The following is a 24,014-nucleotide window of genomic DNA, read 5'->3' on the forward strand; positions in this document are numbered from 1 at the left end:
AGTCTCTTTTTTCTTCTTTAACTTTAAAGGTTGCCGGCGAGCAACAAAAGGACCTCTCTATGCCAAATAAAGTAAATAGTTACGGCTGGAAAGCCCTAATGGGATCTGCCGTAGGCTATGCTATGGACGGTTTTGATCTTTTAATTCTCGGTTTTATGCTTTCTGCGATTTCCGCCGATCTTGCCTTATCACCGGCTCAGGCGGGATCATTGGTGACATGGACGCTGATTGGCGCAGTAGCAGGCGGCATCGTGTTCGGTGCGTTAAGCGATAAATACGGACGGGTACGGGTGCTTACCTGGACTATTGTGCTATTTGCCGTTTTTACCGGATTATGCGCATTTGCTCAAGGATATTGGGATTTATTAATTTATCGCACCATTGCAGGCATCGGTTTAGGCGGTGAATTCGGTATCGGTATGGCGTTGGCGGCAGAAGCCTGGCCGGCAAGACATCGCGCCAAAGCCTCCTCCTATGTGGCACTGGGCTGGCAAGTCGGCGTATTGGCGGCGGCTTTGTTAACGCCGTTACTGTTACCGGTTATCGGTTGGCGCGGTATGTTTTTAGTGGGCATCTTGCCGGCTTTTGCGGCCTGGTTTTTGCGCGCCCGTTTGCATGAGCCGGAGGTCTTTGTAAAAAAACAGACCGCACTTGATAAACCGAAACAATCGCCCTTTAAACTATTGGTGAAAGACCGGGCGACGGCGAAAGTCAGTTTGGGCGTGGTGGTGTTAACTTCGGTTCAAAATTTCGGGTATTACGGTATTATGATTTGGTTGCCGAATTTTTTATCCAAACAGCTCGGTTTCAGTTTAACCAAATCCGGTGTGTGGACAGCGGTGACGATTTTCGGCATGATGGCGGGAATTTGGATTTTCGGTCGGTTGGCGGATAAAATCGGACGTAAACCGAGTTTCTTACTTTTTCAAGCCGGAGCGGTTATCAGTATTATCGCTTATTCTCAGTTAACCGAACCGACGGTGATGTTATTCGCCGGAGCGGCGCTTGGTGCTTTTGTGAACGGAATGATGGGCGGTTACGGTGCGTTGATGTCGGAAGCCTATCCTACCGAAGCCAGAGCTACCGCGCAAAACGTATTGTTTAATCTGGGCAGAGCGGTAGGCGGTTTCGGGCCTATCGTTGTGGGCGCGGTGGTTTCCGCTTATTCGTTCCAAGTCGCCATTGCGTTTTTAGCGGCAATTTATGTATTGGATATGATTGCGACATTATTCTTAATTCCGGAACTGAAAGGCAAAGCGCTGGACTAATTGCCGGATACCGAAAGGCTCTCATTACGAGAGCCTTTTTAATGAAAAGTGCGGTCAGATTTTGACGACTTTTGCCTGTTTTACCATGTTATCGGCGACCTCCAGGACGGTAACCCGCAAGCCGTCCAATTCAAACTCCGTGCCTTCTTCCGGAATTTCTTCCAGATGTTCGAGAATCAGACCGTTGAAAGTTCTTACATCATCAGTGTTAAGATTCCAGTCGAAGAGTTTATTAATGTCCCGTAAATTAGCTGCACCGTCAATAATAACGGAACCGTCTGACTGCCGTATTATTTCTTCATCAATGGACGGTGCGGTGGACGTAGTGAACTCCCCGACGATTTCTTCCAGTATGTCTTCCAGCGTAACTAAACCTTTGAGATCGCCATATTCGTCTACGACCAAACCGATGCGTTCTTTATTGTTGCGGAAATTCAACAATTGAGCGTTCAATGCCGTGCCTTCGGGGATATAGTAAATTTCGTCGGCTGCGCGTAATAACACTTCTTTGGTGAATTCGTTTTTATCCAGCATTAGGCGGAATGCCTCGCGAATACGGAGAAATCCGATCAGATTTTCATCCATATTATCTTTATACAACAGTACCCGACCGTGCGGAGCATGATTGAGCTGGCGCATGATGGATTTCCAGTCGTCATTAATATCAATGCCTGAAATGTCGTTACGCGGCACCATGATATCGTCTACTGTGACTTCTTCTAAATCCAGAATGGAAAGCAGCATTTCCTGATGGGCGGATGGGATGAATTTTCCGCTTTCATTCACGATGGCTCTTAATTCTTCCGGGCTGAGATTGGTATTTTTGGCTTCCGACTTTAAACCGGTAATTTTAATCAGAACTTTGATGATTATATTCATTAAAAATACCAACGGTGTGAATATTTTCATCAACGGAGTCAGGATGTGGCTGCTCAAAAACGCCACTTTTTCGGGATAAATGGCGGAAATTGTTTTCGGATAAATTTCGGCGAACACCAGCATGATAAAGGTTAATGTACCCGTTGCAATCGCCACGCCGGCATCACCGTACAAACGCATACCGATGATCGTGGCGATGGCGGAGGCGGAAATATTTACCAGGTTGTTGCAGATGAGAATCAGGCTGAGCAGTTTGTCGGTTTTTTTCAGCAGATTTTCAGTCTTTTTTGCACCGGAATGTCCTTTTTCGGCAAGATGACGGGTACGATAACGGTTTGCGGAAAGCAACCCTGTTTCGGAGCCGGAGAAATAGGCGGATAAAATTAAACAGATGACAAGAGAAATAATCAGGGTACTAAGGGGAATACTGTCCAACTTGCTGTCCTTTCGTAATGTATATACGGGCTCAAGGCGCCCATTTGTTTATGTTATTCGATTATCGTCGGCATCCGAATCGGCGTACATACTACAACATAATTCGGCTGCCGAAATAAGCAATAGTAAGCAGAATCATACCCGAAATCGTATAAATGATCATTCTTTTTCCGCGCCAGTGATATTTCCAATGCCCGATTAACAAAATACCGAAAACGATCCAGCTGAAGAAAGAAAACAACGCTTTATGCAGGTTGGAAGAATCCGGCGCATCCAATAAATAGAAGGAACCCGAAATCAGTGTTGCGGTGAGCAAAATAAAACCGGTCAGCATTACCCGGAAAAAATGGCGTTCGACCATCATTAACGGCGGAATGGCGGGAGACGGCATCATTTTTTTCTGTTTGAGTTTATTATCCAGCCAGAGGAGCTGCATGCTGTAAAGCATGGCGATGAAACAGACGGCATAGGTTAATAACGACAGGGCGATATGGAATAAAACGTGACGATGCCATTGCACCGCTTGAGCGGATAAAAACTCGGTCAGCAATAAATTGATAATAGCGAAGCTATAAACTAACGGTAACAAAAAAGAAAGGGTTTTAACTCTAAATATCGCCGGTACCGTCACCAACAGTGAGACGACCAGGCTGATCATGGAACTGACGGCAAGCAAGGAAAAGCTAGTGCCCTCTGAAGTCGGCACTGCAGTTTCCTTGAATGACAAGTGATGCGAAATCATGGCTAAAAGTGCGGTCAAAATAAAGAAAATTTTATTGCTTTTTTGCGCTTGCTCACTGCTTTGCGCTTTTGCTAACATCGGCGCAATCAGCAGAATGCTGATAACATAAAGAATTATGGAAGAAATTGCATACGACATAAATAAAAAGATCACCTCAATTTGAGAATTGTTTTTATTTTAGCGATCTACAGCAAAAATTTCAATTCATGCAATTATTCAGGTATAATCAATCCAATTTTTCGACTTTAAAAGAGAGAAAACCATGTTTGAGAATTTATCTGATCGTCTGTCGAAAACCCTGCGTAATATTACCGGGAAAGGGCGATTGACTGAAGATAATATTAAAGATACATTACGCGAAGTGCGTATGGCATTGCTGGAAGCCGACGTGGCTTTGCCGGTGGTGCGCGAATTTATCAATAAAGTCAAAGAACGTGCAATCGGTGAAGAAGTCAATAAAAGTCTAACGCCGGGTCAGGAATTCTTAAAAGTCGTTCGGACCGAGCTTGAAGCCGCTATGGGCGAAAGTAACGAAAGTCTGAATTTAGCAACGCAACCGCCGGCGGTTATTTTAATGGCGGGTTTGCAGGGGGCGGGTAAAACCACTTCTGTCGGTAAACTGGCAAAATTTTTGCACGAACGTCATAAGAAAAAAGTTTTAGTGGTTTCTGCCGACGTTTATCGTCCGGCGGCAATCAAACAGCTGGAAACATTAGCTCAAGCCGTACATGTGGATTTTTTTCCTTCGGAAGTGAATCAGAATCCGGTTGATATTGTTAAAGCGGCAGTTGCGGAAGCGAAATTAAAATTTTATGACGTGTTGATCGTAGATACGGCAGGTCGTTTGCATGTGGATGGCGAGATGATGGATGAAATCAAGCAAATCCACGCTGCGCTGGAACCGGTGGAAACGCTTTTCACCGTGGATGCCATGACAGGGCAGGATGCGGCGAATACGGCAAAAGCCTTTAATGAAGCCCTGCCTTTAACCGGTGTTATTCTGACTAAAGTTGACGGTGATGCGCGCGGCGGTGCGGCATTATCTATTCGACAGATTACCGGCAAACCGATTAAATTCCTGGGGGTCGGCGAGAAAACCGAAGCGCTTGAACCGTTCCATCCGGATCGTGTGGCTTCCCGCATTCTCGGTATGGGCGATGTTCTTTCTTTAATCGAGGATCTCGAACGCTCGGTAGATAAAGAGAAAGCCGAGAAGATGGCGAAAAAATTCAAAAAAGGGAATCAATTTACCTTGGATGATTTTCGCGAGCAGTTAGTCGAAATGAAAAAGATGGGCGGCATGATGTCTATGCTTGATAAATTACCGGGAATGAAAAATTTACCCGATCATGTGAAAAATCAAGTAGATGATAAAATGTTCGTTAAAATGGAAGCTATTATTAATTCCATGACGTTGAAAGAACGTGCGAATCCCGATATCATCAAGGGATCGCGCCGTCGCCGTATCGCACAGGGTTCGGGAACCCAAGTGCAGGATGTCAATAAATTATTAAAACAATTCGATGAAATGCAACGTATGATGAAAAAAATGCGTAGCGGCGGTATGGCAAAAATGATGCGCGGTATGAAAGGTTTAATGGGTGGCGGAATGGGTAATCTTGGCGGATTAGCCGGTATGTTGGGTAAACGTTAGCGCAGTGAGCGGTGAAAAGTGCGGTTAAATCTCACCGCACTTTAATATTACCCCTATTCTAAAAGCGAAAATAATAACGATAATTTAGAAATTTCATTCATGATGATGTTAAATGATAAGCGACCATTTACGGAAGATGATCGTGCCATATTGAATTCTTATTGTGCGGTGGTGGACGGCGTAAGCGCATTAATTGGCGACCATTGTGAGATTGTTCTGCATTCACTGGAAGATCTGGAACGTTCCGCAATTTATATCGCAAACGGACACAATACCAACCGTCAGGAAGGTGCGCCGATTACGGATCGCGCGTTGCAATCTTTGCATAATATGAAAACGGACAGTGTTTCAAAGCCTTATTTTACTCGGGCGAAAAGTAACGGCCTGATGAAATCCGTCACGATCGCTATCCGGAATAAATCACAAAAAATTATCGGTTTACTGTGTATTAACATTAATTTAGATATACCCGTTTCTCAGTTTATTCAGGCATTGATGCCGGCAGCGGAATCGAACGAAACTTCGTCGGTTAATTTTGCCAGTTCCGTTGAAGATTTGGTGACACAAACCGTCGAACAGACCATTGAAGAAATTACGGCGGATCGGTTGGTTGCCAATAATAATAAAAATCGGCAAATTGTCATGTCTTTATATGAAAAAGGAATTTTTGATATCAAAGACGCAATCAATTTAGTGGCGGAACGATTGAATATTTCCCGCCATACGGTTTATCTGTATATTCGTCAAATTAAGCAGGAGCACGAATAATGCGTTATGTTATTGCGGTAAGTCGCCCGGTTTATGGACATCAAGGCGCTTTTACCGCATATCAATTCGCTGTTGCCTTACTTGCAGCCGGACATGAAATTACACAAATATTTTTTTTTCAGGACGGGGTGACAAACGGCAACGCTTGTGTTTATCCTGCAACGGATGAATTTAATTTACCGAAAGCCTGGCAGAAATTAAGTCGAGATTACGGGATTCCTTTACATCTCTGCGTTTCAGCCGGCCAACGACGCGGAATAGTTGATAATTTGACCGCACTTAACTCTGAATTAACTAATCTTGCCGACGGTTTTGTTATCGCCGGATTAGGTGAATTTATTCGGGCAATCTTAGAATCTGAACGAGTGATTACGTTATGAGTAAATTGGCTTTTGTATTTAAATCGGCACCACATGGGACAGCCAGAGCCAGAGAAGGCTTGGACGCATTATTGGCGGCTACGGCTTTTACTAAAGAAGAAGATATCGATGTGTTTTTCATGGGGGAGGGCGTATTGAATTTATTAGTGGATCAAGAGCCTGAGAATATCTTACAAAGAGATGTGGCCGAAGCCTTTAAAATTCTGGATGTTTATGATATCAATAATCGCTATTTATGTATTGACTCGGTTATGGATTTCGGCGTGTCGGATAAAGAATGCGCATTAGTTTGTGAGCCTTTGGAACGTGAAGAATTATTGGAAAAATTACAATCGGCCGAAAAAGTGATGACATTCTAAATATTTTCCATGCTTTACACATTTTCCGAATCCGGTTATGACAATGTTGAACTGGAACGTTATTTTCAATTCTTAGCGGAGCGTGACGCCGTTGTTTTATGGCAAAATGGGGTAGTTTTATTATTGAAATATCCTCATCTGTTTGCGGATTGTCGCGCCTGCTGTTGCGCCATGGAAAACGATATTCGGGCGCGAGGATTAAAAGATAGAATTCCCGCCTCCGTAAAACTTATTTCGATGTCGGAATTTGTGGCATTAACCGAAGAATTTTCTCCGCAAATCGCATTATAGTTAGTCTATTATTCGTGGTATTAATTCAGCTTATACGCATCTTTCGCCCCAACCCCTTATATTTAATTTTGAAACAGATTAAACGGACAATAAAAAACCCGGCTTAAGCCGGGTTTTCTCATTATTACATAATTAAATAATTATTCTGCGACTACAACAACGTTTAATGTTGTAAATACTTCGCCGTGAAGTTGGAAACGAACTTCGTGATCTCCTGTGGTACGTAATGGACCGGTTGATAAACGAACTTCGGACTTACTTACTTCAACGCCGGCTGCAGTCACCGCATCTGCAATATCGCGAGTCGTGATAGAACCGAATAAACGGCCTTCCTCACCTGCTTTAGATACGATAGTTACAGATTCTAACGCGGCAATCTTTTCTGCACGCGCTTGCGCTTCCGCTAATTCGGTTGCTGCTTTCGCTTCAAATTCAGCGCGACGGGCTTCGAAGAATTCAATATTAGCTTTAGTCGCCATAACTGCTTTACCTTGCGGAATTAAGAAGTTACGGGCAAAGCCTGATTTAACGTTTACTTGATCACCAACATTACCAAGGTGAACAATTTTGTCTAATAAAATAACTTGCATTACCGTTCTCCTTAATTACTGATGGTTGTCAGTGTATGGAAGTAACGCTAAATAGCGAGCGCGTTTGATTGCACGGGCTAATTGACGTTGATACTTCGCGCGAGTACCGGTAATACGGCTTGGAACAATTTTGCCGCTTTCTGTGATGTAGTTCTTTAAAGTAGCGATATCTTTGTAATCGATTTCAACTACGTTTTCCGCTGTGAAACGGCAGAACTTGCGACGACGGAAATAACGTGCCATTTGGCTAGTCTCCTAATCTAATAATTCGATGTGCTCGGCATGTAAGACTAACTGGTTCAAACCATTAGTTTGTTTGTGGGAAGTAATGAATCCGACAACCAGAATTTTACTGCCGACCGTAATGCCTTGAGTTTTATGAATTAATTGATGGCCGCTAATTTGTATCGGCATTTTACACCTTGCTTGTCGAATTAATCCCGCTTCCTGTTGTTCGGAACGATGTTCGAGCCAAATACGGCAGTGTTCGATACCATTAGGGCTTTTACTTCGTTTTACGCTTTCGGTGACACCGATTAACGATAAACGGTTCTCAATTTTCAAATTACTCTTCAGCATCCTCAAAATTGTTGGTTTCAACTTCAGCTACAGCGACTTTACGTTCGTCTTTTGCTTTAGCCATTGGGGACGCTTCGGTTACGGCGTGCTTAGTACGAATGATTACGTTACGAAGAACTGCGTCGTTGTAACGGAAAGTTGTTTCTAGCTCGTCGATGACTTCTTGAGGCGCTTCTACATTCATAAGCACGTAGTGTGCTTTATGTAATTTATTGATTGGGTATGCTAATTGACGGCGACCCCAATCTTCTAGGCGATGAATCTGTCCGCCGGCTTCTTTTACAGAACCGGTGTAGCGTTCAATCATACCTGGTACTTGTTCGCTTTGGTCCGGATGAACCATAAAAACGATTTCGTAGTGACGCATTACTGCTCCTTACGGGTTAATCAGCCTCCGGCGATAGACCAGTCACCAGTCTGCGGAAGCAAGGAACTAAAAAACGAATGTGACTGTAGAGCGCGGATTATACAGAAATCCATTGAAAAAACAAGTAAAAGTTAGATAAAAACAGACCGCACTTCGGTTTTAACTGTGGTCGGAATTTTAATCGTTTTCCAAGTTCATAAAATGGGTCGTTTTGCGATCGGCGATTTTACGCTTATGCCGTTTTAAATGGCGAAGGCGTAATGCCCGGCGTACCTGTGCAAAACGGGATAATGTTGAACTTTTACGTAAAAATGTTCTGCGTTTTACGGCCATATTTTTCCTTAATCTTGTGAATTCTGCGGTGTTATCATAATGGAATCCGTCACCTTTTCAAGGGGGCGGGAGATTTGATCGTCCCGAACGCGATGATAATTGATGATACTGTTCATGTAACGGCGAATATTTTCCACGTACTGAAAGGCTTCATATCCTCTGGCGTAGCCGTATTTCAGTTTGCTGTAATATTGCTTTTCCGCCAACAGCGGCAGATTTTTTTTCACCTCCAGCCAGTTATCGGGATCGCCGCCCAGACTTTTGGTTAAGCGGCGAACGTCCAACATATGTCCCAATCCCATATTATACGCCGTTAACGCATACCAGATTTTGTCTTCCTGCGGCACACTGTTGGGAACCTGGGAAATCAACCAGTGTAAATATTCGGAACCCGCTTTAATACTTTGTTCGGCATCGGTACGATCGTTGATTTTCATGCGATCGGCGGTGGCCTTGGTGAGCATCATGATACCCCGTACGCCGGTCGGCGAAGTGGCATCTTCGTTCCAATGGGATTCCTGATAAGCGACCGCCGCGAGTAAACGCCAATCCAATTCGCCTTGGTATTTTTTAAAAAGTGCGGTGTATTTAGGCAGAATTTTTTCAATGGCATTGGTATAGGATTTAATGTCCACGTAATCAAATTGCGCGATATGACTGAAATATTTTTCCTCAATGCGGGCAATCAATCCGTTTTCAATAGCGCCGTTCATAAAATCCAGTAGAGCGGCTTGCAGTTCGCTGTAAGAACTGGACGGTAAATACCAATGCACATCGGCTTCATCTGTAATATCGAAGGCTACGGCAATTTCCGGTTTAATTTGCTGAGCTGCCGAAACGTCAATGGAATTGGCGATGGTATAATCGATTTTGCCCTCCGCTACTTGTAACAATAACGCTTCCTGGCTCAGCAACGAATTGATTTGCCAGCTTAACGTCGGTTGCTTTTTTTGTTGCGCCGACAGAATGTTGAGCAATTCTTCGCTTTGGGTGATGACCAATTTATCTTTGGCGGATAACTGGGTTAATGAACGCGGTTTATCTTTTCCTTTACGGTAAACCAATTGCCATGAAGCGGAAGTGTAAGCCGGGCCGAATTGGAATTGTTTTTGATAACGTTGCTGATGTAAAAGGTTGGCGGCGGCAATGTCGATTTTGTTATTTTGTAAGGCATCAAATAGTGCATCGCTGTTGTCCAGCGATTTTATCTCTAATTCTACCCCGAGGTAATCGGCAAAGGATTTGCTCAAATCGTATTCCAAACCCGCAGGGTTACCGTTGGGATCGATAAAATAAGAGACGGAATTATTGATCGTGCCGACGACTAACGTGCCACGTTCCTGAATTGCCTCATAGTGATTGGCTTCAGAACGGATAATCTGCTGCCAAGGGAAAACCATATCCACGGCCCACAGCAAAAGAGCCAGAGCCACACTGATTCGAATAACTAAACCTTTCAAAGATAACCTGATAAGAGAAAAAGATACGGCTATTTTAACTAATCAAACGACAAAGTAAAAGTGCGGTCGAATTCAACGCAATTTCGACGGATTAAAATGGCACGCCCTAAAGGATTCGAACCTTTGACCCACGCCTTAGAAGGGCGTTGCTCTATCCAGCTGAGCTAAGGGCGCAATTCAAATGGATATTTCTTCTAAGCAAATGCAAAGGAGTTCTAAAAAGAAGTGGTCGGCGAGATAGGATTTGAACCTACGACCCACTGGTCCCAAACCAGTTGCGCTACCAAGCTGCGCTACTCGCCGACAAGATGTGTGCATTATAAGTTTCTTTCTTTTTCAGTCAATCATTTTTTTTATTTTTTTCGCTGATCGGTCAAAATTGTGTCAATTTAACCGATACGGGTTTACATTCGTGCAGAATTTTTGCGACAATAGCAAACGTTTTCGTAGTTTATTTAATTTAAAGGAAAAATTCATGGCGGTACAAGTAATTTCGGGGACGGAACTGGCGAAGAAAACAAAATCGGAAGTGGCCGGACAAATTCGGCGGTATATATCGCTGGGGCGACGGGTTCCCGGGTTGGCGGTTATTCTGGTGGGTTCCGACCCTGCATCGCAAGTTTATGTAGGCAGTAAACGCAAAAGCTGTGCGGAAATCGGAATTGATTCCAAATCTTACGATTTACCGGAAACCACGACGGAAGCGGAACTATTGTCTATTATCGATGATTTAAACCGCAACCCTAATGTGGACGGTATTTTGGTCCAGTTACCGTTACCGAAGCATATCGATAGTACCAAAGTGATTGAACGTATCGCTCCGAATAAAGATGTGGACGGTTTTCATCCGTATAATGTCGGCCGTTTATGCCAGCGCATTCCGACTTTACGAGCCTGCACACCGTACGGAATCATGAAGCTGCTTGAAACGACCGGTCAGGATTTACATGGTCTGCATGCCGTGATTGTAGGCGCGTCGAATATCGTCGGGCGACCGATGGCGATGGAATTACTGCTCGCCGGCTGTACCGTCACCGTGACCCACCGTTTTACCCGGGATTTGGAAGAACATGTCCGCCGGGCGGATATTCTGGTGGTGGCAGTGGGCAAAGCGGAATTTATTAACGGGGATTGGATTAAGCCGGGTGCAACCGTGATCGACGTCGGGATTAACCGTGGCGAAGACGGTAAATTACGCGGTGACGTGCAATATGCCAAAGCGGCGGAAAAAGCCGCCTTTATTACGCCGGTTCCCGGCGGGGTCGGACCGATGACAGTAGCCATGTTGATGGTGAATACCCTGACGGCTTACGAACGACATTTCAATGCATAGATTATTCATATTGATTTACATCAATGAATAAACTGAACTAAAATAGCAAAGTGCGGTCGGAATTTATACGGTTTTTACGCCAATAACCGCGTTATAGAAATTGTACGGTTTCACCGTTCCCTTGCATATTAACAGAGGAAAGAAAAATGGGCTTATTTGATTTTGTAGGAAACATCGGTAAAAAAATCTTCAATAAGGAAGAAGACGCATCTCAGGCGGTGACAAATCACATTGCCGAAGATAATCCGGGTATTGATAATGTGGCCGTAACCGTTGAAAACGGCGTAGCAAAACTTTCCGGTGTCGCCGCTACGGCGGAAGCCGCGGAAAAGGCTATCCTGATGGCGGGTAACATTGAAGGTATTGAAGCGGTGAATATCGATGCAATCAAGGTATTGAACGGTTCGCTGGGCGGTGATGACGAATTTTATATCATCCAAAAAGGCGATTCGCTTTGGAAAATAGCGGAAAAAGCCTACGGCAACGGCGCTAAATATACCGCGATCGTGGCAGCCAATAAAGAAGTCATTAAAGATGAAAACAAAATTTTCCCGGGGCAAAAAATCCGTTTGCCGAAGTCACTATAAGGTTTTGTTTTCTCCTATCCCGTCTCGCGAGGCGGGATTTTTTGTGCATAAAATTTTTTCTCGACGAAATCCTAATCTTTCGCTATAATTCGCCAGTTTTATAGCCAAATTCATTCAAATTTACTTAAAGGAAAACAAGAATGTCAACAATTGAAACAACTCAAGGTTTAGAACGTCGCGTTTCTATCACTATTCCTGCTGACGAAGTTGAAACGGCCGTTCGCGAGCAATTAAAAGGCTTTGCTAAAAACGCACGCGTAGACGGTTTCCGTAAAGGTAAAGTTCCGCACCATATTATTGCACAGCGTTTCGGCTCGTCGGCGCGTTCTGAAGCGTTAAACGATTTACTGCCGCGTCATTTCTTTGATTTAGCGTTTAAAGAAAAATTAAACCTTGCGGGCCGTCCGACATTTGCCGTTGAAAATGCAGAAAGCGGAAAAGACGTTGTATTCACTGCGACATTCGAAGTATATCCTGAAGTTGAATTGAAAGGTTTGGAAAATATTAAGGTAGAAAAACCGGTTGTTGAAATCACGGAAGCGGATGTCGACAACATGATCGAAGTATTACGCAAACAGCAAGCCACTTGGGCGGAAAGTCAAGCAGCGGCGAACGCCGAAGATCGCGTGACTATCGATTTCAGCGGTACTATCGACGGCGAAGAGTTTGAAGGCGGTAAAGCCTCCGATTTCGTATTGTTTATGGGACAAGGCCGTATGATTCCCGGTTTTGAAGAAGGCGTCATCGGCCATAAAGCCGGCGAACAATTCGATATCGATGTCACATTCCCGGCCGATTACCATGCCGAAAACTTAAAAGGTAAAGCGGCAAAATTCGCGATTACCTTGAAAAAAGTGGAAGTGATGGTATTACCTGAATTAACGGAGGAATTTGTAGCTAAATTCGGTCCGAATACTAAAACTGTGGCGGATTTACGCAATGAAATCCAAAAAAATATGCGACGCGAATTGAAAAATGCGTTAACTTCACGTGTGAAACAACAGGTTATCGACGGCTTGTTAGCGGAAAATGCGATTGACGTGCCTTTCGCTGCAGTGGATCAGGAAATCGAAGTCTTACGCGGTCAGGCGGCGCAACGTTTTGGTGGCAATACTCAGCAAGCTGCGCAATTACCGCGCGAATTGTTCGAAGAGCAGGCTAAACGTCGCGTTCAAGTCGGTTTATTGTTCGGTGAGATCATTTCGTCAAACGAATTAAAAGCCGATGAAGAGCGCGTGAAAGCGATGATCGAAGATATTGCCTCCGCTTATGAACAACCGGCGGAAGTGATCGAATACTACAATAAAAACAATGAATTAATGAATAATTTACGTAATGTGGTATTGGAAGAACAAGCGGTTGACGCCGTATTAGCGAAAGCGCAAGTGACCGAGAAAACAGCGTCATTCGATGAAATCATGAATCCGCAAGCATAATTTAGCTGACTGATTCGTAAAGTGCGGTCGATTTTACGTGAGTTTTAAAACTTACCGGAAATTGACCGCACTTTTTCATTTCACGCCGATTTCGGGTAGAATAAGCGAACGATTTTTTACTGAATTTACGGAGAACTTTATGGCATTGGTTCCGATGGTGATCGAACAGACGTCGCGCGGCGAACGTTCGTACGATATTTACTCGCGTCTTTTAAAAGAACGCGTTATTTTTTTAAGCGGCGAAGTGGAAGATAATATGGCGAATTTGATTGTCGCCCAGCTTTTGTTTTTAGAGTCGGAAGATCCGGATAAAGACATCAACCTGTACATTAACAGCCCGGGCGGTTCTGTGACGGCGGGAATGGCAATTTACGACACTATGCAGTTTATCAAACCGGATGTGCGTACGCTCTGTATCGGTCAGGCTTGTTCCATGGGCGCTTTTTTATTGGCAGGCGGTGCGGCGGGTAAACGGGCGGCATTGCCGAATGCCCGAGTGATGATTCACCAGCCGCTGGGCGGATTCCGCGGTCAGGCGTCGGATATTCAAATTCACGCACAGGAAATTTTAAAAATCAAACATACCCTGAATGAGCGTTTGGCTTTCCATTCCGGTCAACCTTTGGAACAAATCGAAAAAGATACCGACCGCGATAATTTTATGTCGGCGGAAGAAGCCCAAAATTACGGATTAATCGACAGCGTTTTAGTAAAACGCAGCTAAGTATTGAGAGATAACATGACAGACGAAAAAGAGACACGTTGTTCGTTTTGCGGCAAATCACAGGATGAAGTGGGCAAACTTATTGCCGGTACATCGGGTTATATTTGCGGTGACTGCATCGATTTATGTCACACTTTATTACATGAAGAAATCGAAGCGGAAGAAGATGAAAGTGCGGATGAAATCGAAGAGAAATTACCGACGCCTCATGAAATCCGAGAACATTTGGACGATTATGTTATAGGCCAGGATTACGCCAAAAAAGTGTTGGCGGTCGCATTATATAATCATTACAAACGTTTGCGTTCCGGGCATAAAACCGATGCGGTGGAACTGAGCAAAAGTAACGTATTGTTGATCGGGCCGACCGGCAGCGGGAAAACCTTATTGGCACAAACTCTCGCGCGTATGTTGAACGTGCCGTTTGCTATGGCGGATGCCACCACTTTAACTGAAGCCGGTTATGTAGGCGAAGATGTGGAAAATATTATCCAAAAATTACTGCAGAACTGCGATTATGACACGGAAAAAGCGGAACAGGGAATTATCTATATCGATGAAATCGATAAAATCACCCGTAAATCCGCCAATCCGTCCATTACCCGTGATGTGTCCGGCGAAGGCGTGCAACAGGCATTGCTGAAAATGATCGAAGGGACGATAGCCGCCGTTCCGCCGCAGGGCGGACGCAAACATCCGCAACAGGATATGATTCGGGTAGATACCTCGAAAATTTTGTTTATCTGCGGGGGCGCGTTTGCAGGATTGGATAAAATCATCGAAAAACGCGTGCACGTGGGTAGCGGTATCGGTTTTAACGCGGAAGTCAAAGGCGAGCAGGATGAACTTACCCTGACGGATTTGTTCAAACAAATTGAAACGGAAGATTTAATCAAATTCGGTATGATTCCGGAATTTATCGGCCGTCTGCCGGTCATCGCACCGTTAAGCGAATTAGACGAAAATGCGTTAATCTCTATTTTAACCGAACCGAAAAACGCATTGACTAAGCAATATCAGGCGTTATTCGGGCTGGAAGATGTCGAACTGGAATTTACGCCGGAATCTTTAAAAGCCATGGCGAAAAAAGCGTTGGCGCGTAAAACCGGTGCGCGCGGTTTGCGCTCTATTGTGGAAGGCATTTTATTGGATACCATGTACGATTTGCCGTCGCAAGAAAATTTAGCCAAAGTTATCGTTGATGAAGATGTAATTGAAAAAGGCGAAAAGCCGAAATTGATTTTCAAATAGTTTCTCGTTTATCGTTAAAAAGTGCGGTTAAATTGACCGCACTTTTTAGTTTAAGCTTGAAGTTTGATTTTTCGTCCCCACTTACCAGTTAATCTACAGATTTAAAGAGAAGAAAGAGTATACAGATATGAATGCAAAACAAATTGAACGCCGTGAATTGCCGCTTCTTCCGCTTCGTGATGTGGTGGTTTTCCCATATATGGTGATGCCGTTGTTTGTGGGGCGCGATAAATCCATTCGCAGCCTGGAACAAGCGATGGAATCCGGCAAACAGCTGTTGCTTGTGGCTCAAAAACAGGCGGAAATCGAAGATCCCGAAGCTAAAGATTTATATACCGTCGGCACGATCGTAAATATCATCCAAATGCTGAAACTGCCTGACGGTACGGTGAAAGTGCTGGTGGAAGGACAACAGCGCGCGAACATTGTCAGTATCAGCGATACGGACGCGTTTACGGCAACCGTCGAATTGATGGACACGGTTTGGAGCGATGCTAAAGAACTTGATGTCGTGCGCCAAATGGCATTGAAAGAATTTGAAAATTATGTGAAGCAGAACAAGAAGATTCAGCCTGAAGTGCTGAATGCACTTTCCGGTATTGACGATGCGGATCGCTTCGCGGATACCTTGGCGGCACATTTGCCTGTGGCGGTACGTCATAAGCAGGAAGTTTTGGTACGAGCCAACGTGCAGGAGCGTCTGGAATATCTGCTCGGTACGATGGAAAGCGAAACGGACTTGCTGCAAGTGGAAAAACGTATTCGTTCCAAAGTTAAAGAGCGCATGGAAAAAACGCAGCGCGATTATTATTTGAACGAACAGCTTAAAGTGATTCGCAAGGAGTTAGACGGCGATGAAGAAGCTGAAGCGGATAATGAAATCGATCAGCTGCGTAAAAAATTAGAGGCGGCGAAATTACCTGCGGAAGCGAAAGAAAAAGTCGAAAGCGAATTGAAAAAACTGAAAATGATGTCGCCTATGTCTTCGGAAGCGGCAGTGATTCGCGGGTATATCGACTGGATGTTGCAGGTACCTTGGCATAAACGTACCAAAGTCAAAAAAGACATTTTGAAAGCACAGGCGGTTTTGGACGCGGATCACTACGGTTTGGAGCGGGTAAAAGAGCGTATTTTGGAATATCTTGCGGTACAAAGCCGTCTGAACCAAATCAAAGGACCTATTCTTTGTTTAGTCGGACCGCCGGGAGTAGGGAAAACTTCTTTAGGACAATCTATTGCCAATGCAACCGGCCGTAAATATGTACGAATGGCGTTAGGCGGCGTGCGGGATGAAGCGGAGATTCGCGGCCACCGTAAAACCTATATCGGTTCGTTACCGGGTAAACTGATTCAAAAAATGGCAAAAGTCGGCGTGAAGAATCCGTTATTCCTACTGGATGAGATCGATAAGATGGCGATGGATCACAGAGGTGATCCGGCGTCGGCATTGCTTGAAGTGCTGGATCCGGAACAAAACTCGAAATTTAACGACCATTATTTAGAAGTGGATTACGATTTATCCGACGTGATGTTCGTGGCCACCTCAAATTCCATGAATATCCCGGGACCGTTACTGGATCGCATGGAAGTAATTCGTCTTTCCGGTTATACCGAAGATGAGAAACTCAATATCGCTACCCGCCATTTACTGCAAAAACAAATGGAACGCAACGGACTGAAAAAAGGCGAATTAATTATTGAAGACAGTGCGATTTTAGACATTATCCGTTATTACACCCGTGAAGCCGGCGTACGCGGACTTGAACGCGAGATTTCAAAAATCTGCCGTAAAGCGGTGAAAAACTTACTGCTTGATAAAAAAGCGAAAACGCTGGTCGTGAATGCGGACAATTTACATGATTATCTCGGCGTAAAACGTTTTGATTTCGGTCTGGCGGACACGCAAAATCGTGTGGGAGAAGTAACCGGATTGGCCTGGACGGAAGTCGGCGGCGATTTGCTTACCATTGAAACCGCTTCCGTTATCGGTAAAGGAAAACTGGCTTTCACCGGTTCTTTAGGCGATGTGATGAAAGAGTCCATCCAGGCGGCAATGACGGTTGTGCGTTCCCGCGCGGAAAAATTGGGAATCGCCGGCGATTTTCATGAAAAACGCGATATTCATATTCATGTACCGGACGGTGCGACGCCGAAAGACGGTCCGAGCGCGGGGATCGCCATGTGTACGGCGTTGGTTTCCTGTTTAACGGGAAATCCTGTGCGCGCCGATGTGGCGATGACGGGCGAAATCAGCTTACGCGGTAAAGTGTTGCCTATCGGCGGGTTAAAAGAAAAACTGCTGGCGGCACATCGCGGCGGTATTAAAACCGTGATTATTCCGAAAGATAATGTCAAAGATCTGGAGGAAATCCCGGAAAATGCCAAACAAAGTCTGACTATTCATGCGGTGGAAACCATCGACGAAGTGTTGACGATTGCGTTGGAAAACCCGCCGCAAGGCGTGGAGTTTGTGAAATTGGCGCCGGTCAACCAGGTGAAAGTACCGCGTCCGCGTAAAACGCCTAAAAACAAACCGACGGTAAACTAACCGATAAAATACAGTGACGTCCGTCACTAAATAAAGCATGAGTGCGGTGGAAAAAACGGAGGATTTTTTTACCGCACTTTTTTATGCTGTAAATATTAAGAAATATTTGATGTTTAATTGTGCGCGATAATAGTAAGGCTGTAAAAAAACTGTTAGAATGAATCGTTTATTTCTTATCCAATGCGTAAAGTTATGTTAAAAAAAGCTTTTTCGATTCTTTTACTTCTTCCGTCTTGGGCTATGGCGCAGTCTTATGTGGTTTATGATTTTACCCATGATAAAGTGCTGGAAAGCCGCTCGCCGTATTCCGTACAGCCCATCGCTTCGGTAACAAAATTAATGACGGCAAACGTATTTTTGGAAAATAACCGTAATCGAAACTGTACGGCGTCGATTACGGATGAAGATAACGATTATATTAAGGGTACGCATACCAGATTACCGAAATATACACCGATGCCCTGTAATGAATTACTGAAGGCTATGCTGGTGCATTCCGATAACTATGCCGCACATGCATTGGCGCGTTCGGCGGGGATGTCGCGCATTCGGTTTATCGGTAAAATGAACGAAAAAGCAAAAGAATTGGGCATGAAATCCACCCGTTTCACTGACAGTTCGGGCTTATCCAGCAACAATGTTTCAAGTGTTATGGATTTGGTAAAATTAGCCAAATACTCTTTGAACAAGCCGCAAATCCAAGCATTGTCCGATACTTCGGCGGCTTACATCCGGGCGGGTAAACGCAATGTTTTTGTGAAAAATACCAATAAATTAGTGCGGGAGGAAATTTTCGGCGCAGCACTGAACAAAACGGGATACATCCGCGAATCAGGATATAATCTGGTTTTCGTTAATAAATTTCAATGTCGCAAATCCACTATCGGCGTGATCAGCTTGAACAATACCAGCTCCGCTTTCCGTTCGGCATTCACCAAAAACAAGCTCGAACAGTACGGCTGTCTCACATTGAATAATCGGGAACTGCGTAATTCCGGCGATGACGCGCTTTATGAGGAAGGTTACGATGAAATGGCGTTTGAGCAATTGATTGAACGCGTTGCAAATTAACGGGTTTGCAGCAAATTTGTTTGCAGATTAAAAGTGCGGTGAAAAATTTACTTATTTTTCACCGCACTTTATTTTATAATCGACGAGATTTTTTATTTTTAAAATAGGATTAACAGCCATGTTAATGGAAAAATTACACCATGCCGCCAACAACTGGGTTTCAAAAGCGATTTTAGGCGCTATCGCCGTCTCATTCGTGGTTTCGGGTATGTACGGTTATCTGGGTTCGTCTTCCGATTCTTCGGCGGTAAAAGTAAACGGCGAAGAAATTTCCCAACAAAATTTCCAACAACAATATAACAACGAATTTCAACGCTTGGAACAACAGTTAGGACCGCAGTTCGCCGCTTTATCGGATACGCCGGAATTTACCGCGGGGTTACGTCAAACCGTACTTAACCGATTGATTGATCAGGAATTATTGCGTCAATACGGTGATGAATTGAATATTGCCGTAAGCGACGAACAAATTAAACGGGAAATTGTACGCACACCGGAATTTCAAGTGGACGGTAAATTCAGCAACGAAACTTATCAATTATTCTTGCGTAACAACAATTTAAGTTCCGATACTTACGCTCAATATTTGCGCGAAGCGTTACGTTTGGCGCAACTGCAAAGCGCACTGACGGATACCGCTTTTTTACTGCCGGCTAATCAGGAGGCGTTCGCCAAAGGATTTTTCCAATCCCGTGCCGTGCGTTTGGCGCATTTACCCTTAGCGGCTGAAATTGCAAAACAGACGGTGACGGAAGAAGAAATTCAAAATTATTACAATTCGAATAAATCCGCCTTTACCGTACCGGAATTAATTAAAGTGCAATATTTGGATTTAACCCAAGCCGCAGCGGAAAAAACGGTGAAGGTGACCGATGTGGAAATCCAACAATATTATCAGGATCATAAAGCGGATTTCACTACCAAAGGACAAGAACGCCTTGCCCATATTCAGTTAGCGAACGAAAAAGAGGCGTTGGATGCCTATGAAGCTTTACAAAAAGGTGCGGATTTCGCTACGTTGGCAAAAGAAAAATCTAACGATAAAGTTTCTGCGGTAAACGGCGGAGATTTAGGCTGGCTGAATACCGGCGATTTACCGAAAGAATTTGAAGATGCGGCAACCATTCTTGAGGTCGGTCATTACAGTACGCCGGTAAATGTAGACGGTCAGTTCCATATTATTCAGGTATTGGAGCGTAAAGATTCCGCATTGTTACCGCTTGAACAAGTGAAAGAGCGGATTACCCAAGCCATTCGTCAGGATTTAGTCGGCAATCAGTTCTATGCGATGGAAAAACAGGCCGCGGAAAAAGCTTTTGAGGATCGCACTTCATTGGCTGCTGCGGCAAAAGCAGCGGGTGTGGAAATCAAAGAGACCGATTATTTCCCGCGTAACGGAGTGCCGGCGGAATTGAATTTCCCGTCTGTGGTGAATGCGATGTTTGACGGCGATGTGTCACAAGGCAACGTGAATTCCGAACCGATGAATGTGGGCGAGCAACATTCCATTGTTGTCCGGGTGTTGGATCATAAAGCGGAAGGTACCAGAAGTTTGGAAGACGCTCATCAGGAAATCGCCGATTTCTTAAAACGCCGGAAAGCGGAAACCGCGATGTTGGCTCAAGCTGAAAACATTGTAAAAGATCTGGATGCCGATAAACCGTTACCGGCCGGTATTAACTTCGGTGCGGAAGAACAGTGGGTTTATGCGGAAAATAAAGATCCCGCTTTAAACAATATTATTTTCACTATGCAGCCGAAAGAAAACGGAACCGCCTATAAAGCGGCAAAAGCGAATAACGGCGATGTGATGATTGTGGCATTGGATAAAGTGGAAGACGGCCAGGTTGATAACGCCTTACGCCAGCGTTTCGACGCCCAAGTGTTACAGGATAAAATGCGTGATGCCCAGCTTCATTTGTTACAATCGCTACGGGCTAAAGCGAAGATTGAAGTTAACGAATCTTTCATAAAGCAAAATGAAGATAATTAATCCTTTTATACTTAATGGTATCGTCGAGAAGATCTGACTTCCAAAAGTTAGACTGTTATTTGAAGGACTGTTTCCTATATTCAATAGGGTTCAGTCCTTTTAATTTTAACTGTATCCGTTCTTCATTATAATAACGGATATAGTCGTGAATGCTTTGCTCTAATTCCTCAATGGTATCAAAGGCTTGTCCGTAGTAACATTCTTCTTTCAACCGCCCGAAAAACTTTCCATCGCCGCATTATCTAAGCAATTCCTTTTACGAGGCATGCTTTGCATAATAGCATGTTCCCTTTATATCTTGTTTGCCATAGGCTTTCCAATCATTGAATAATTATAGTATGACCGGACAAAACGAATTACATTGCCGCTTGTCTGATAGCCAACCGTCCTGTTTTAACCGCTTGAACGATGGCTGATTTTCGCTCGGTTGTGTAATAGATTTTGGCATGCCCGGGCAACAAACCTGCCGAGCCCGAGCATCGATATCGAGCAAGTCGTTTTTCAATCAGGCTTTTATGAAGTGAAAAGCGGCTTGCGGTTAAGGATAAATGATGATTTTTCAAATAAAAATCAACCACTTTTTGTTTGAATGCCTAGTTATATTTTGTCATAAAAATCCGTACTTTAATCGGTTGGGAGTTTAGTCCAACTTTTGGAGTGCAGATCATTTCTCGGCGGTTTTTTATATCGGAAATACAGAATAGTTTGGTAAAACGGTGAGAGCTGATTTTGCCCGTGGTCATACCAATAAATAAGTAACATTGATTTATTATATAGTTTAAGGGTGAGTCGTTTTTTGACTCAAAAAGTAATGTTAAGGGTGAGTCGTTTTTTTGGGCTCAAAAAATAATGGAACCAATAAAAAAGGGGGGAGGCATGAAACTCAATGCACTAACTGTGGGGATGGTGGCTACGTTCGCAGCTACAACAGCAACATCATCCGATACCACAACGCTGATTTATGCAGAAAATACTGAGGCTAATGGTGTTATGCAAAATAATGAAATTAGTTCGGCATATACTACACCGGCCAATTCAACAATGAGCAACGGTTCGACTTATGTTGCCTCTATAACAGGCACCGGTTATGGTAATACGGTCGTAGGTCAATACAATGAAGTGTTGACAACTTCAAACAGTTCCAGCGTTTTCGGTAATCAAAATAGTGTGAATGGCAGTAATGCCAACGCTTTTGGCGACGGCAATCAGGCATTAGGGGAATACGCGCAGGCGTACGGCGATACCAATAACGTAAACGGTTCGCAATCCGTCGGTTACGGTTATCACAATACCGTAGGAACCTTTATCGGTGCGGATTCTGCAAATAATATTACCGCATTAAATACACTTTCAACCGTGGCTTCAAACAACGCGACGGCAGTCGGTTCCAATAACTGGGTGAACTCGCATAATTCCGTCGCTGTGGGCACAAACAATACCATTAATTCCGATGCAAATTCTACCCAATATTCGACCGCACTTGGTCAGGATATTACGATTTCAACCCGAAATGCCGTAGCTATCGGTCATGCAGCCAGTGTTTCTTCTGTAGCCGGGATTGCTATCGGTCGTTTAGCGAATGCCGGCGGAGTCACCGAAGACGGCGCGGCAATTTCTATCGGTGTTCAAGCCAATTCTACCGGTAATGCTTCCGTTGCATTGGGTTATCAAACGGAGTCAAGCGGTATTGATGCTGTTTCATTAGGTGCACATACTGTAGCTGATGCCACTTATTCTACAGCGGTAGGACGTTATGCCAGCGCAACTTTAAATGAATCTGTAGCCTTAGGTTCGGGTTCTGCAACGGGCGAGACGGCAACTGTTGAAACTTCGGCAACGGTGAACGGTATTACCTATAGCGGTTTTGCAGGACAACCGGCGCGTGAAGGACTTGTAGTGTCCGTCGGTAAGTCTGACAATAATACTTACCGTCAAATTAAAAATGTGGCGGCGGGTAATATTTCAATGGCGTCAACAGATGCGATTAACGGTTCTCAGCTTTATTTGGTTGCATCAACATTAGCTGATGAAATTAATAAAAAATCAACGCCGATTGATGGCGATTCGTTAAATTTTATCAACAGTACTACTGCAAATATTACAGTCGATAACGGTAATGTGACGGTGGATGTAAATACGGGAAATATGACGACTTCGAACGGTAAAGCCGTTGCGGACGGTAATGTGACGACGGACAGTATCGCGAAAGTCCAGAATGTTATTGACGCCGTAAATAATGTTAGCTGGAATGTTACGTCTTCCGTTGATAGTTCCACTGCAAACGATGCCACCAAAAACACTTATACGGCGACAGATAACAGCGTCAAAGCCGGTGATACGGTGACGATAAATGCCGGACGTAATGTGGAAATCAGCGGTTCGGGCAAAACAATCAACGTGGCGGTGTCCGATAATCCGGAATTTAATACGGTGACGGCTACTACGATTAATGCGAATAGCGTAACGGCGGATACGGTACAGGTGAATAACGGTCCGACTATCAGCAGTGACGGTATTGATATGCATAATAAGAAAATCACCAATGTCGTCGCAGGGACGGCGGACACGGATGCGGTTAACGTCAGCCAATTACGTAACAGCATAAATAATGCTAATGCCAATGTTCGTAGGGTAGATAAAAAACTGCGTGCGGGGATTGCGCAAGCCGGTGCGATGGCGAATATTCCGCAAGTGACGAAAAACGGGGCAAGCGGTGTCGGCGTAGGCGTTGCCAATTATCGTAACGAAAATGCGGTGGCTGTAGGTTATTCTCGTTTATCCGATAACGGTAAACATATTGTCAAGCTTAGCGCCGGTGCGGATACTCGCGGTTACGGTATGACCGGTGCGGGTTATATGTACCAGTGGTAATTAATGTTAAACAGGGTGCTTGCCGCCCTGTTTTTTTAGCTGTTTTTCGAAAATTCGCTGGTTTTTGACCGCACTTTATGATATAAAAGCGCGGT

At 44.3% G+C, this 24,014-nt stretch carries 23 protein-coding genes, 2 tRNA genes and 1 pseudogene; 15 read left to right on the forward strand and 11 right to left on the reverse strand.

The genetic code is table 11. The annotated features are described in order from the left end of the window. The first annotated feature begins 59 nt into the window (after nt 1–59). Nucleotides 60–1,268 carry an MFS transporter gene (locus ASUC_RS03890; protein WP_012072501.1) on the forward strand — a complete coding sequence of 403 codons (1,209 nt, stop codon included), beginning with the start codon at nt 60–62 and terminating at the stop codon, nt 1,266–1,268. A gap of 54 nt (nt 1,269–1,322) precedes the next feature. Here ASUC_RS03890 and ASUC_RS03895 read toward each other — a convergent pair whose 3' ends face one another. Both ASUC_RS03895 and ASUC_RS03900 read right to left on the reverse strand, forming a co-directional pair. Next, nucleotides 1,323–2,582: an HlyC/CorC family transporter gene (locus ASUC_RS03895; RefSeq protein WP_012072502.1), complete on the reverse strand. Its 1,260-nt coding sequence runs from the start codon at nt 2,580–2,582 to the stop codon at nt 1,323–1,325. Between the two features lie 91 nt (nt 2,583–2,673). After that, nucleotides 2,674–3,462, reverse strand: coding sequence for a cytochrome C assembly family protein (locus tag ASUC_RS03900; protein ID WP_012072503.1), 789 nt, complete (start codon nt 3,460–3,462; stop codon nt 2,674–2,676). A 124-nt stretch (nt 3,463–3,586) separates the two neighbouring features. On the opposite strand from ASUC_RS03900, the gene ffh reads away from it, so the two are divergent. From ffh to tusB, 5 genes are all read left to right on the forward strand, one after another. After that, nucleotides 3,587–4,978, forward strand: coding sequence for a signal recognition particle protein (ffh, locus tag ASUC_RS03905; protein ID WP_012072504.1), 1,392 nt, complete (start codon nt 3,587–3,589; stop codon nt 4,976–4,978). A gap of 102 nt (nt 4,979–5,080) precedes the next feature. After that, the gene (locus ASUC_RS03910; RefSeq protein WP_099045264.1) at nt 5,081–5,746 is read left to right on the forward strand and encodes a helix-turn-helix transcriptional regulator; all 666 of its coding nucleotides are present in this window, start codon (nt 5,081–5,083) and stop codon (nt 5,744–5,746) included. Beyond that, complete coding sequence (gene tusD, locus ASUC_RS03915; protein ID WP_012072506.1) at nt 5,746–6,126, forward strand: sulfurtransferase complex subunit TusD; 381 nt, start codon at nt 5,746–5,748, stop codon at nt 6,124–6,126. Before ASUC_RS03910 ends, tusD begins: the two co-directional genes overlap by 1 nt. Then, nucleotides 6,123–6,485, forward strand: a complete 363-nt coding sequence (gene tusC / locus ASUC_RS03920; protein ID WP_012072507.1) for a sulfurtransferase complex subunit TusC — start codon at nt 6,123–6,125, stop codon at nt 6,483–6,485. The genes tusD and tusC overlap by 4 nt, the downstream gene beginning before the upstream one ends. A 9-nt stretch (nt 6,486–6,494) precedes the next feature. Then, nucleotides 6,495–6,776 (forward strand): sulfurtransferase complex subunit TusB, encoded by a 282-nt coding sequence (gene tusB / locus ASUC_RS03925; protein WP_012072508.1) that lies wholly within the window; start codon nt 6,495–6,497, stop codon nt 6,774–6,776. Between the two features lie 140 nt (nt 6,777–6,916). Here the strand turns inward: tusB and rplI are convergent, their stop codons facing one another. From rplI to ASUC_RS03960, 8 genes are all read right to left on the reverse strand, one after another. After that, nucleotides 6,917–7,366, reverse strand: coding sequence for a 50S ribosomal protein L9 (rplI, locus tag ASUC_RS03930; RefSeq protein ID WP_012072509.1), 450 nt, complete (start codon nt 7,364–7,366; stop codon nt 6,917–6,919). Between the two features lie 15 nt (nt 7,367–7,381). Further along, nucleotides 7,382–7,609 carry a 30S ribosomal protein S18 gene (rpsR, locus tag ASUC_RS03935; protein ID WP_005759927.1) on the reverse strand — a complete coding sequence of 76 codons (228 nt, stop codon included), beginning with the start codon at nt 7,607–7,609 and terminating at the stop codon, nt 7,382–7,384. A gap of 12 nt (nt 7,610–7,621) precedes the next feature. After that, complete coding sequence (priB, locus tag ASUC_RS03940) at nt 7,622–7,945, reverse strand: primosomal replication protein N (protein WP_012072510.1); 324 nt, start codon at nt 7,943–7,945, stop codon at nt 7,622–7,624. Next, nucleotides 7,932–8,312, reverse strand: coding sequence for a 30S ribosomal protein S6 (rpsF, locus tag ASUC_RS03945; RefSeq protein WP_012072511.1), 381 nt, complete (start codon nt 8,310–8,312; stop codon nt 7,932–7,934). Before rpsF ends, priB begins: the two co-directional genes overlap by 14 nt. Nucleotides 8,313–8,489: 177 nt before the next feature. Continuing rightward, the gene (locus ASUC_RS11230; protein WP_156770513.1) at nt 8,490–8,645 is read right to left on the reverse strand and encodes a hypothetical protein; all 156 of its coding nucleotides are present in this window, start codon (nt 8,643–8,645) and stop codon (nt 8,490–8,492) included. Nucleotides 8,646–8,653: 8 nt separating this feature from the next. Continuing rightward, nucleotides 8,654–10,105, reverse strand: a complete 1,452-nt coding sequence (gene mltF / locus ASUC_RS03950) for a membrane-bound lytic murein transglycosylase MltF (protein ID WP_012072512.1) — start codon at nt 10,103–10,105, stop codon at nt 8,654–8,656. A 97-nt stretch (nt 10,106–10,202) separates the two neighbouring features. Next, nucleotides 10,203–10,279 (reverse strand) — tRNA-Arg (locus tag ASUC_RS03955). Between the two features lie 52 nt (nt 10,280–10,331). After that, nucleotides 10,332–10,408, reverse strand: a tRNA-Pro gene (locus ASUC_RS03960). A gap of 172 nt (nt 10,409–10,580) precedes the next feature. Here ASUC_RS03960 and folD point away from each other — a divergent pair. The 8 genes from folD to ppiD all read left to right on the forward strand — a co-directional run bounded on the left by folD (nt 10,581) and on the right by ppiD (nt 21,048). Then, nucleotides 10,581–11,438, forward strand: coding sequence for a bifunctional methylenetetrahydrofolate dehydrogenase/methenyltetrahydrofolate cyclohydrolase FolD (gene folD / locus ASUC_RS03965; protein WP_012072513.1), 858 nt, complete (start codon nt 10,581–10,583; stop codon nt 11,436–11,438). A gap of 146 nt (nt 11,439–11,584) precedes the next feature. Further along, a complete protein-coding gene (gene lysM / locus ASUC_RS03970; protein ID WP_012072514.1) occupies nt 11,585–12,025 on the forward strand; it encodes a peptidoglycan-binding protein LysM in 441 nt (146 codons plus the stop codon). 140 nt (nt 12,026–12,165) lie between these two features. Further along, nucleotides 12,166–13,461 carry a trigger factor gene (tig, locus tag ASUC_RS03975; RefSeq protein WP_012072515.1) on the forward strand — a complete coding sequence of 432 codons (1,296 nt, stop codon included), beginning with the start codon at nt 12,166–12,168 and terminating at the stop codon, nt 13,459–13,461. A gap of 139 nt (nt 13,462–13,600) precedes the next feature. Next, the gene (gene clpP, locus ASUC_RS03980; protein ID WP_012072516.1) at nt 13,601–14,185 is read left to right on the forward strand and encodes an ATP-dependent Clp endopeptidase proteolytic subunit ClpP; all 585 of its coding nucleotides are present in this window, start codon (nt 13,601–13,603) and stop codon (nt 14,183–14,185) included. Between the two features lie 15 nt (nt 14,186–14,200). After that, nucleotides 14,201–15,436 (forward strand): ATP-dependent protease ATP-binding subunit ClpX, encoded by a 1,236-nt coding sequence (clpX, locus tag ASUC_RS03985; protein ID WP_012072517.1) that lies wholly within the window; start codon nt 14,201–14,203, stop codon nt 15,434–15,436. Nucleotides 15,437–15,563: 127 nt separating this feature from the next. Beyond that, nucleotides 15,564–17,984, forward strand: a complete 2,421-nt coding sequence (lon, locus tag ASUC_RS03990; RefSeq protein ID WP_012072518.1) for an endopeptidase La — start codon at nt 15,564–15,566, stop codon at nt 17,982–17,984. Nucleotides 17,985–18,176: 192 nt separating this feature from the next. After that, nucleotides 18,177–19,055 (forward strand): D-alanyl-D-alanine carboxypeptidase family protein, encoded by an 879-nt coding sequence (locus ASUC_RS03995; protein WP_041834729.1) that lies wholly within the window; start codon nt 18,177–18,179, stop codon nt 19,053–19,055. A 118-nt stretch (nt 19,056–19,173) separates the two neighbouring features. Next, complete coding sequence (gene ppiD, locus ASUC_RS04000; protein WP_012072520.1) at nt 19,174–21,048, forward strand: peptidylprolyl isomerase; 1,875 nt, start codon at nt 19,174–19,176, stop codon at nt 21,046–21,048. Between the two features lie 55 nt (nt 21,049–21,103). Here ppiD and ASUC_RS11095 read toward each other — a convergent pair. Beyond that, nucleotides 21,104–21,339 (reverse strand): annotated as a pseudogene (locus ASUC_RS11095) (IS3 family transposase); the annotation flags it as partial. 585 nt (nt 21,340–21,924) lie between these two features. Between ASUC_RS11095 and ASUC_RS10990 the strand changes: the two are divergent. Next, complete coding sequence (locus ASUC_RS10990; protein ID WP_012072521.1) at nt 21,925–23,919, forward strand: YadA family autotransporter adhesin; 1,995 nt, start codon at nt 21,925–21,927, stop codon at nt 23,917–23,919. Nucleotides 23,920–24,014: the final 95 nt, after the last annotated feature.

Source organism: Actinobacillus succinogenes 130Z (genome assembly GCF_000017245.1).
In the GTDB taxonomy this organism is placed as follows: Bacteria; Pseudomonadota; Gammaproteobacteria; order Enterobacterales; family Pasteurellaceae; genus Exercitatus; species Exercitatus succinogenes.

Excerpts from the sequence above, each read along its gene's own strand:
- ASUC_RS03995 (WP_041834729.1), top strand. The coding sequence starts at position 18,177 with ATGTTAAAAAAAGCTTTTTCGATTCTTTTACTTCTTCCGTCTTGGGCT.
- ASUC_RS03890 (WP_012072501.1), top strand. The coding sequence starts at position 60 with ATGCCAAATAAAGTAAATAGTTACGGCTGGAAAGCCCTAATGGGATCT.
- folD (WP_012072513.1), top strand. The coding sequence starts at position 10,581 with ATGGCGGTACAAGTAATTTCGGGGACGGAACTGGCGAAGAAAACAAAA.
- lysM (WP_012072514.1), top strand. The coding sequence starts at position 11,585 with ATGGGCTTATTTGATTTTGTAGGAAACATCGGTAAAAAAATCTTCAAT.
- ASUC_RS10990 (WP_012072521.1), top strand. The coding sequence starts at position 21,925 with ATGAAACTCAATGCACTAACTGTGGGGATGGTGGCTACGTTCGCAGCT.
- rpsF (WP_012072511.1), bottom strand. The coding sequence starts at position 8,312 with ATGCGTCACTACGAAATCGTTTTTATGGTTCATCCGGACCAAAGCGAA.
- tig (WP_012072515.1), top strand. The coding sequence starts at position 12,166 with ATGTCAACAATTGAAACAACTCAAGGTTTAGAACGTCGCGTTTCTATC.
- ASUC_RS11230 (WP_156770513.1), bottom strand. The coding sequence starts at position 8,645 with ATGGCCGTAAAACGCAGAACATTTTTACGTAAAAGTTCAACATTATCC.
- tusD (WP_012072506.1), top strand. The coding sequence starts at position 5,746 with ATGCGTTATGTTATTGCGGTAAGTCGCCCGGTTTATGGACATCAAGGC.
- rplI (WP_012072509.1), bottom strand. The coding sequence starts at position 7,366 with ATGCAAGTTATTTTATTAGACAAAATTGTTCACCTTGGTAATGTTGGT.
- priB (WP_012072510.1), bottom strand. The coding sequence starts at position 7,945 with ATGCTGAAGAGTAATTTGAAAATTGAGAACCGTTTATCGTTAATCGGT.
- ppiD (WP_012072520.1), top strand. The coding sequence starts at position 19,174 with ATGTTAATGGAAAAATTACACCATGCCGCCAACAACTGGGTTTCAAAA.
- ffh (WP_012072504.1), top strand. The coding sequence starts at position 3,587 with ATGTTTGAGAATTTATCTGATCGTCTGTCGAAAACCCTGCGTAATATT.
- rpsR (WP_005759927.1), bottom strand. The coding sequence starts at position 7,609 with ATGGCACGTTATTTCCGTCGTCGCAAGTTCTGCCGTTTCACAGCGGAA.
- tusB (WP_012072508.1), top strand. The coding sequence starts at position 6,495 with ATGCTTTACACATTTTCCGAATCCGGTTATGACAATGTTGAACTGGAA.
- clpP (WP_012072516.1), top strand. The coding sequence starts at position 13,601 with ATGGCATTGGTTCCGATGGTGATCGAACAGACGTCGCGCGGCGAACGT.
- lon (WP_012072518.1), top strand. The coding sequence starts at position 15,564 with ATGAATGCAAAACAAATTGAACGCCGTGAATTGCCGCTTCTTCCGCTT.
- ASUC_RS03910 (WP_099045264.1), top strand. The coding sequence starts at position 5,081 with ATGATGTTAAATGATAAGCGACCATTTACGGAAGATGATCGTGCCATA.
- ASUC_RS03900 (WP_012072503.1), bottom strand. The coding sequence starts at position 3,462 with ATGTCGTATGCAATTTCTTCCATAATTCTTTATGTTATCAGCATTCTG.
- clpX (WP_012072517.1), top strand. The coding sequence starts at position 14,201 with ATGACAGACGAAAAAGAGACACGTTGTTCGTTTTGCGGCAAATCACAG.
- tusC (WP_012072507.1), top strand. The coding sequence starts at position 6,123 with ATGAGTAAATTGGCTTTTGTATTTAAATCGGCACCACATGGGACAGCC.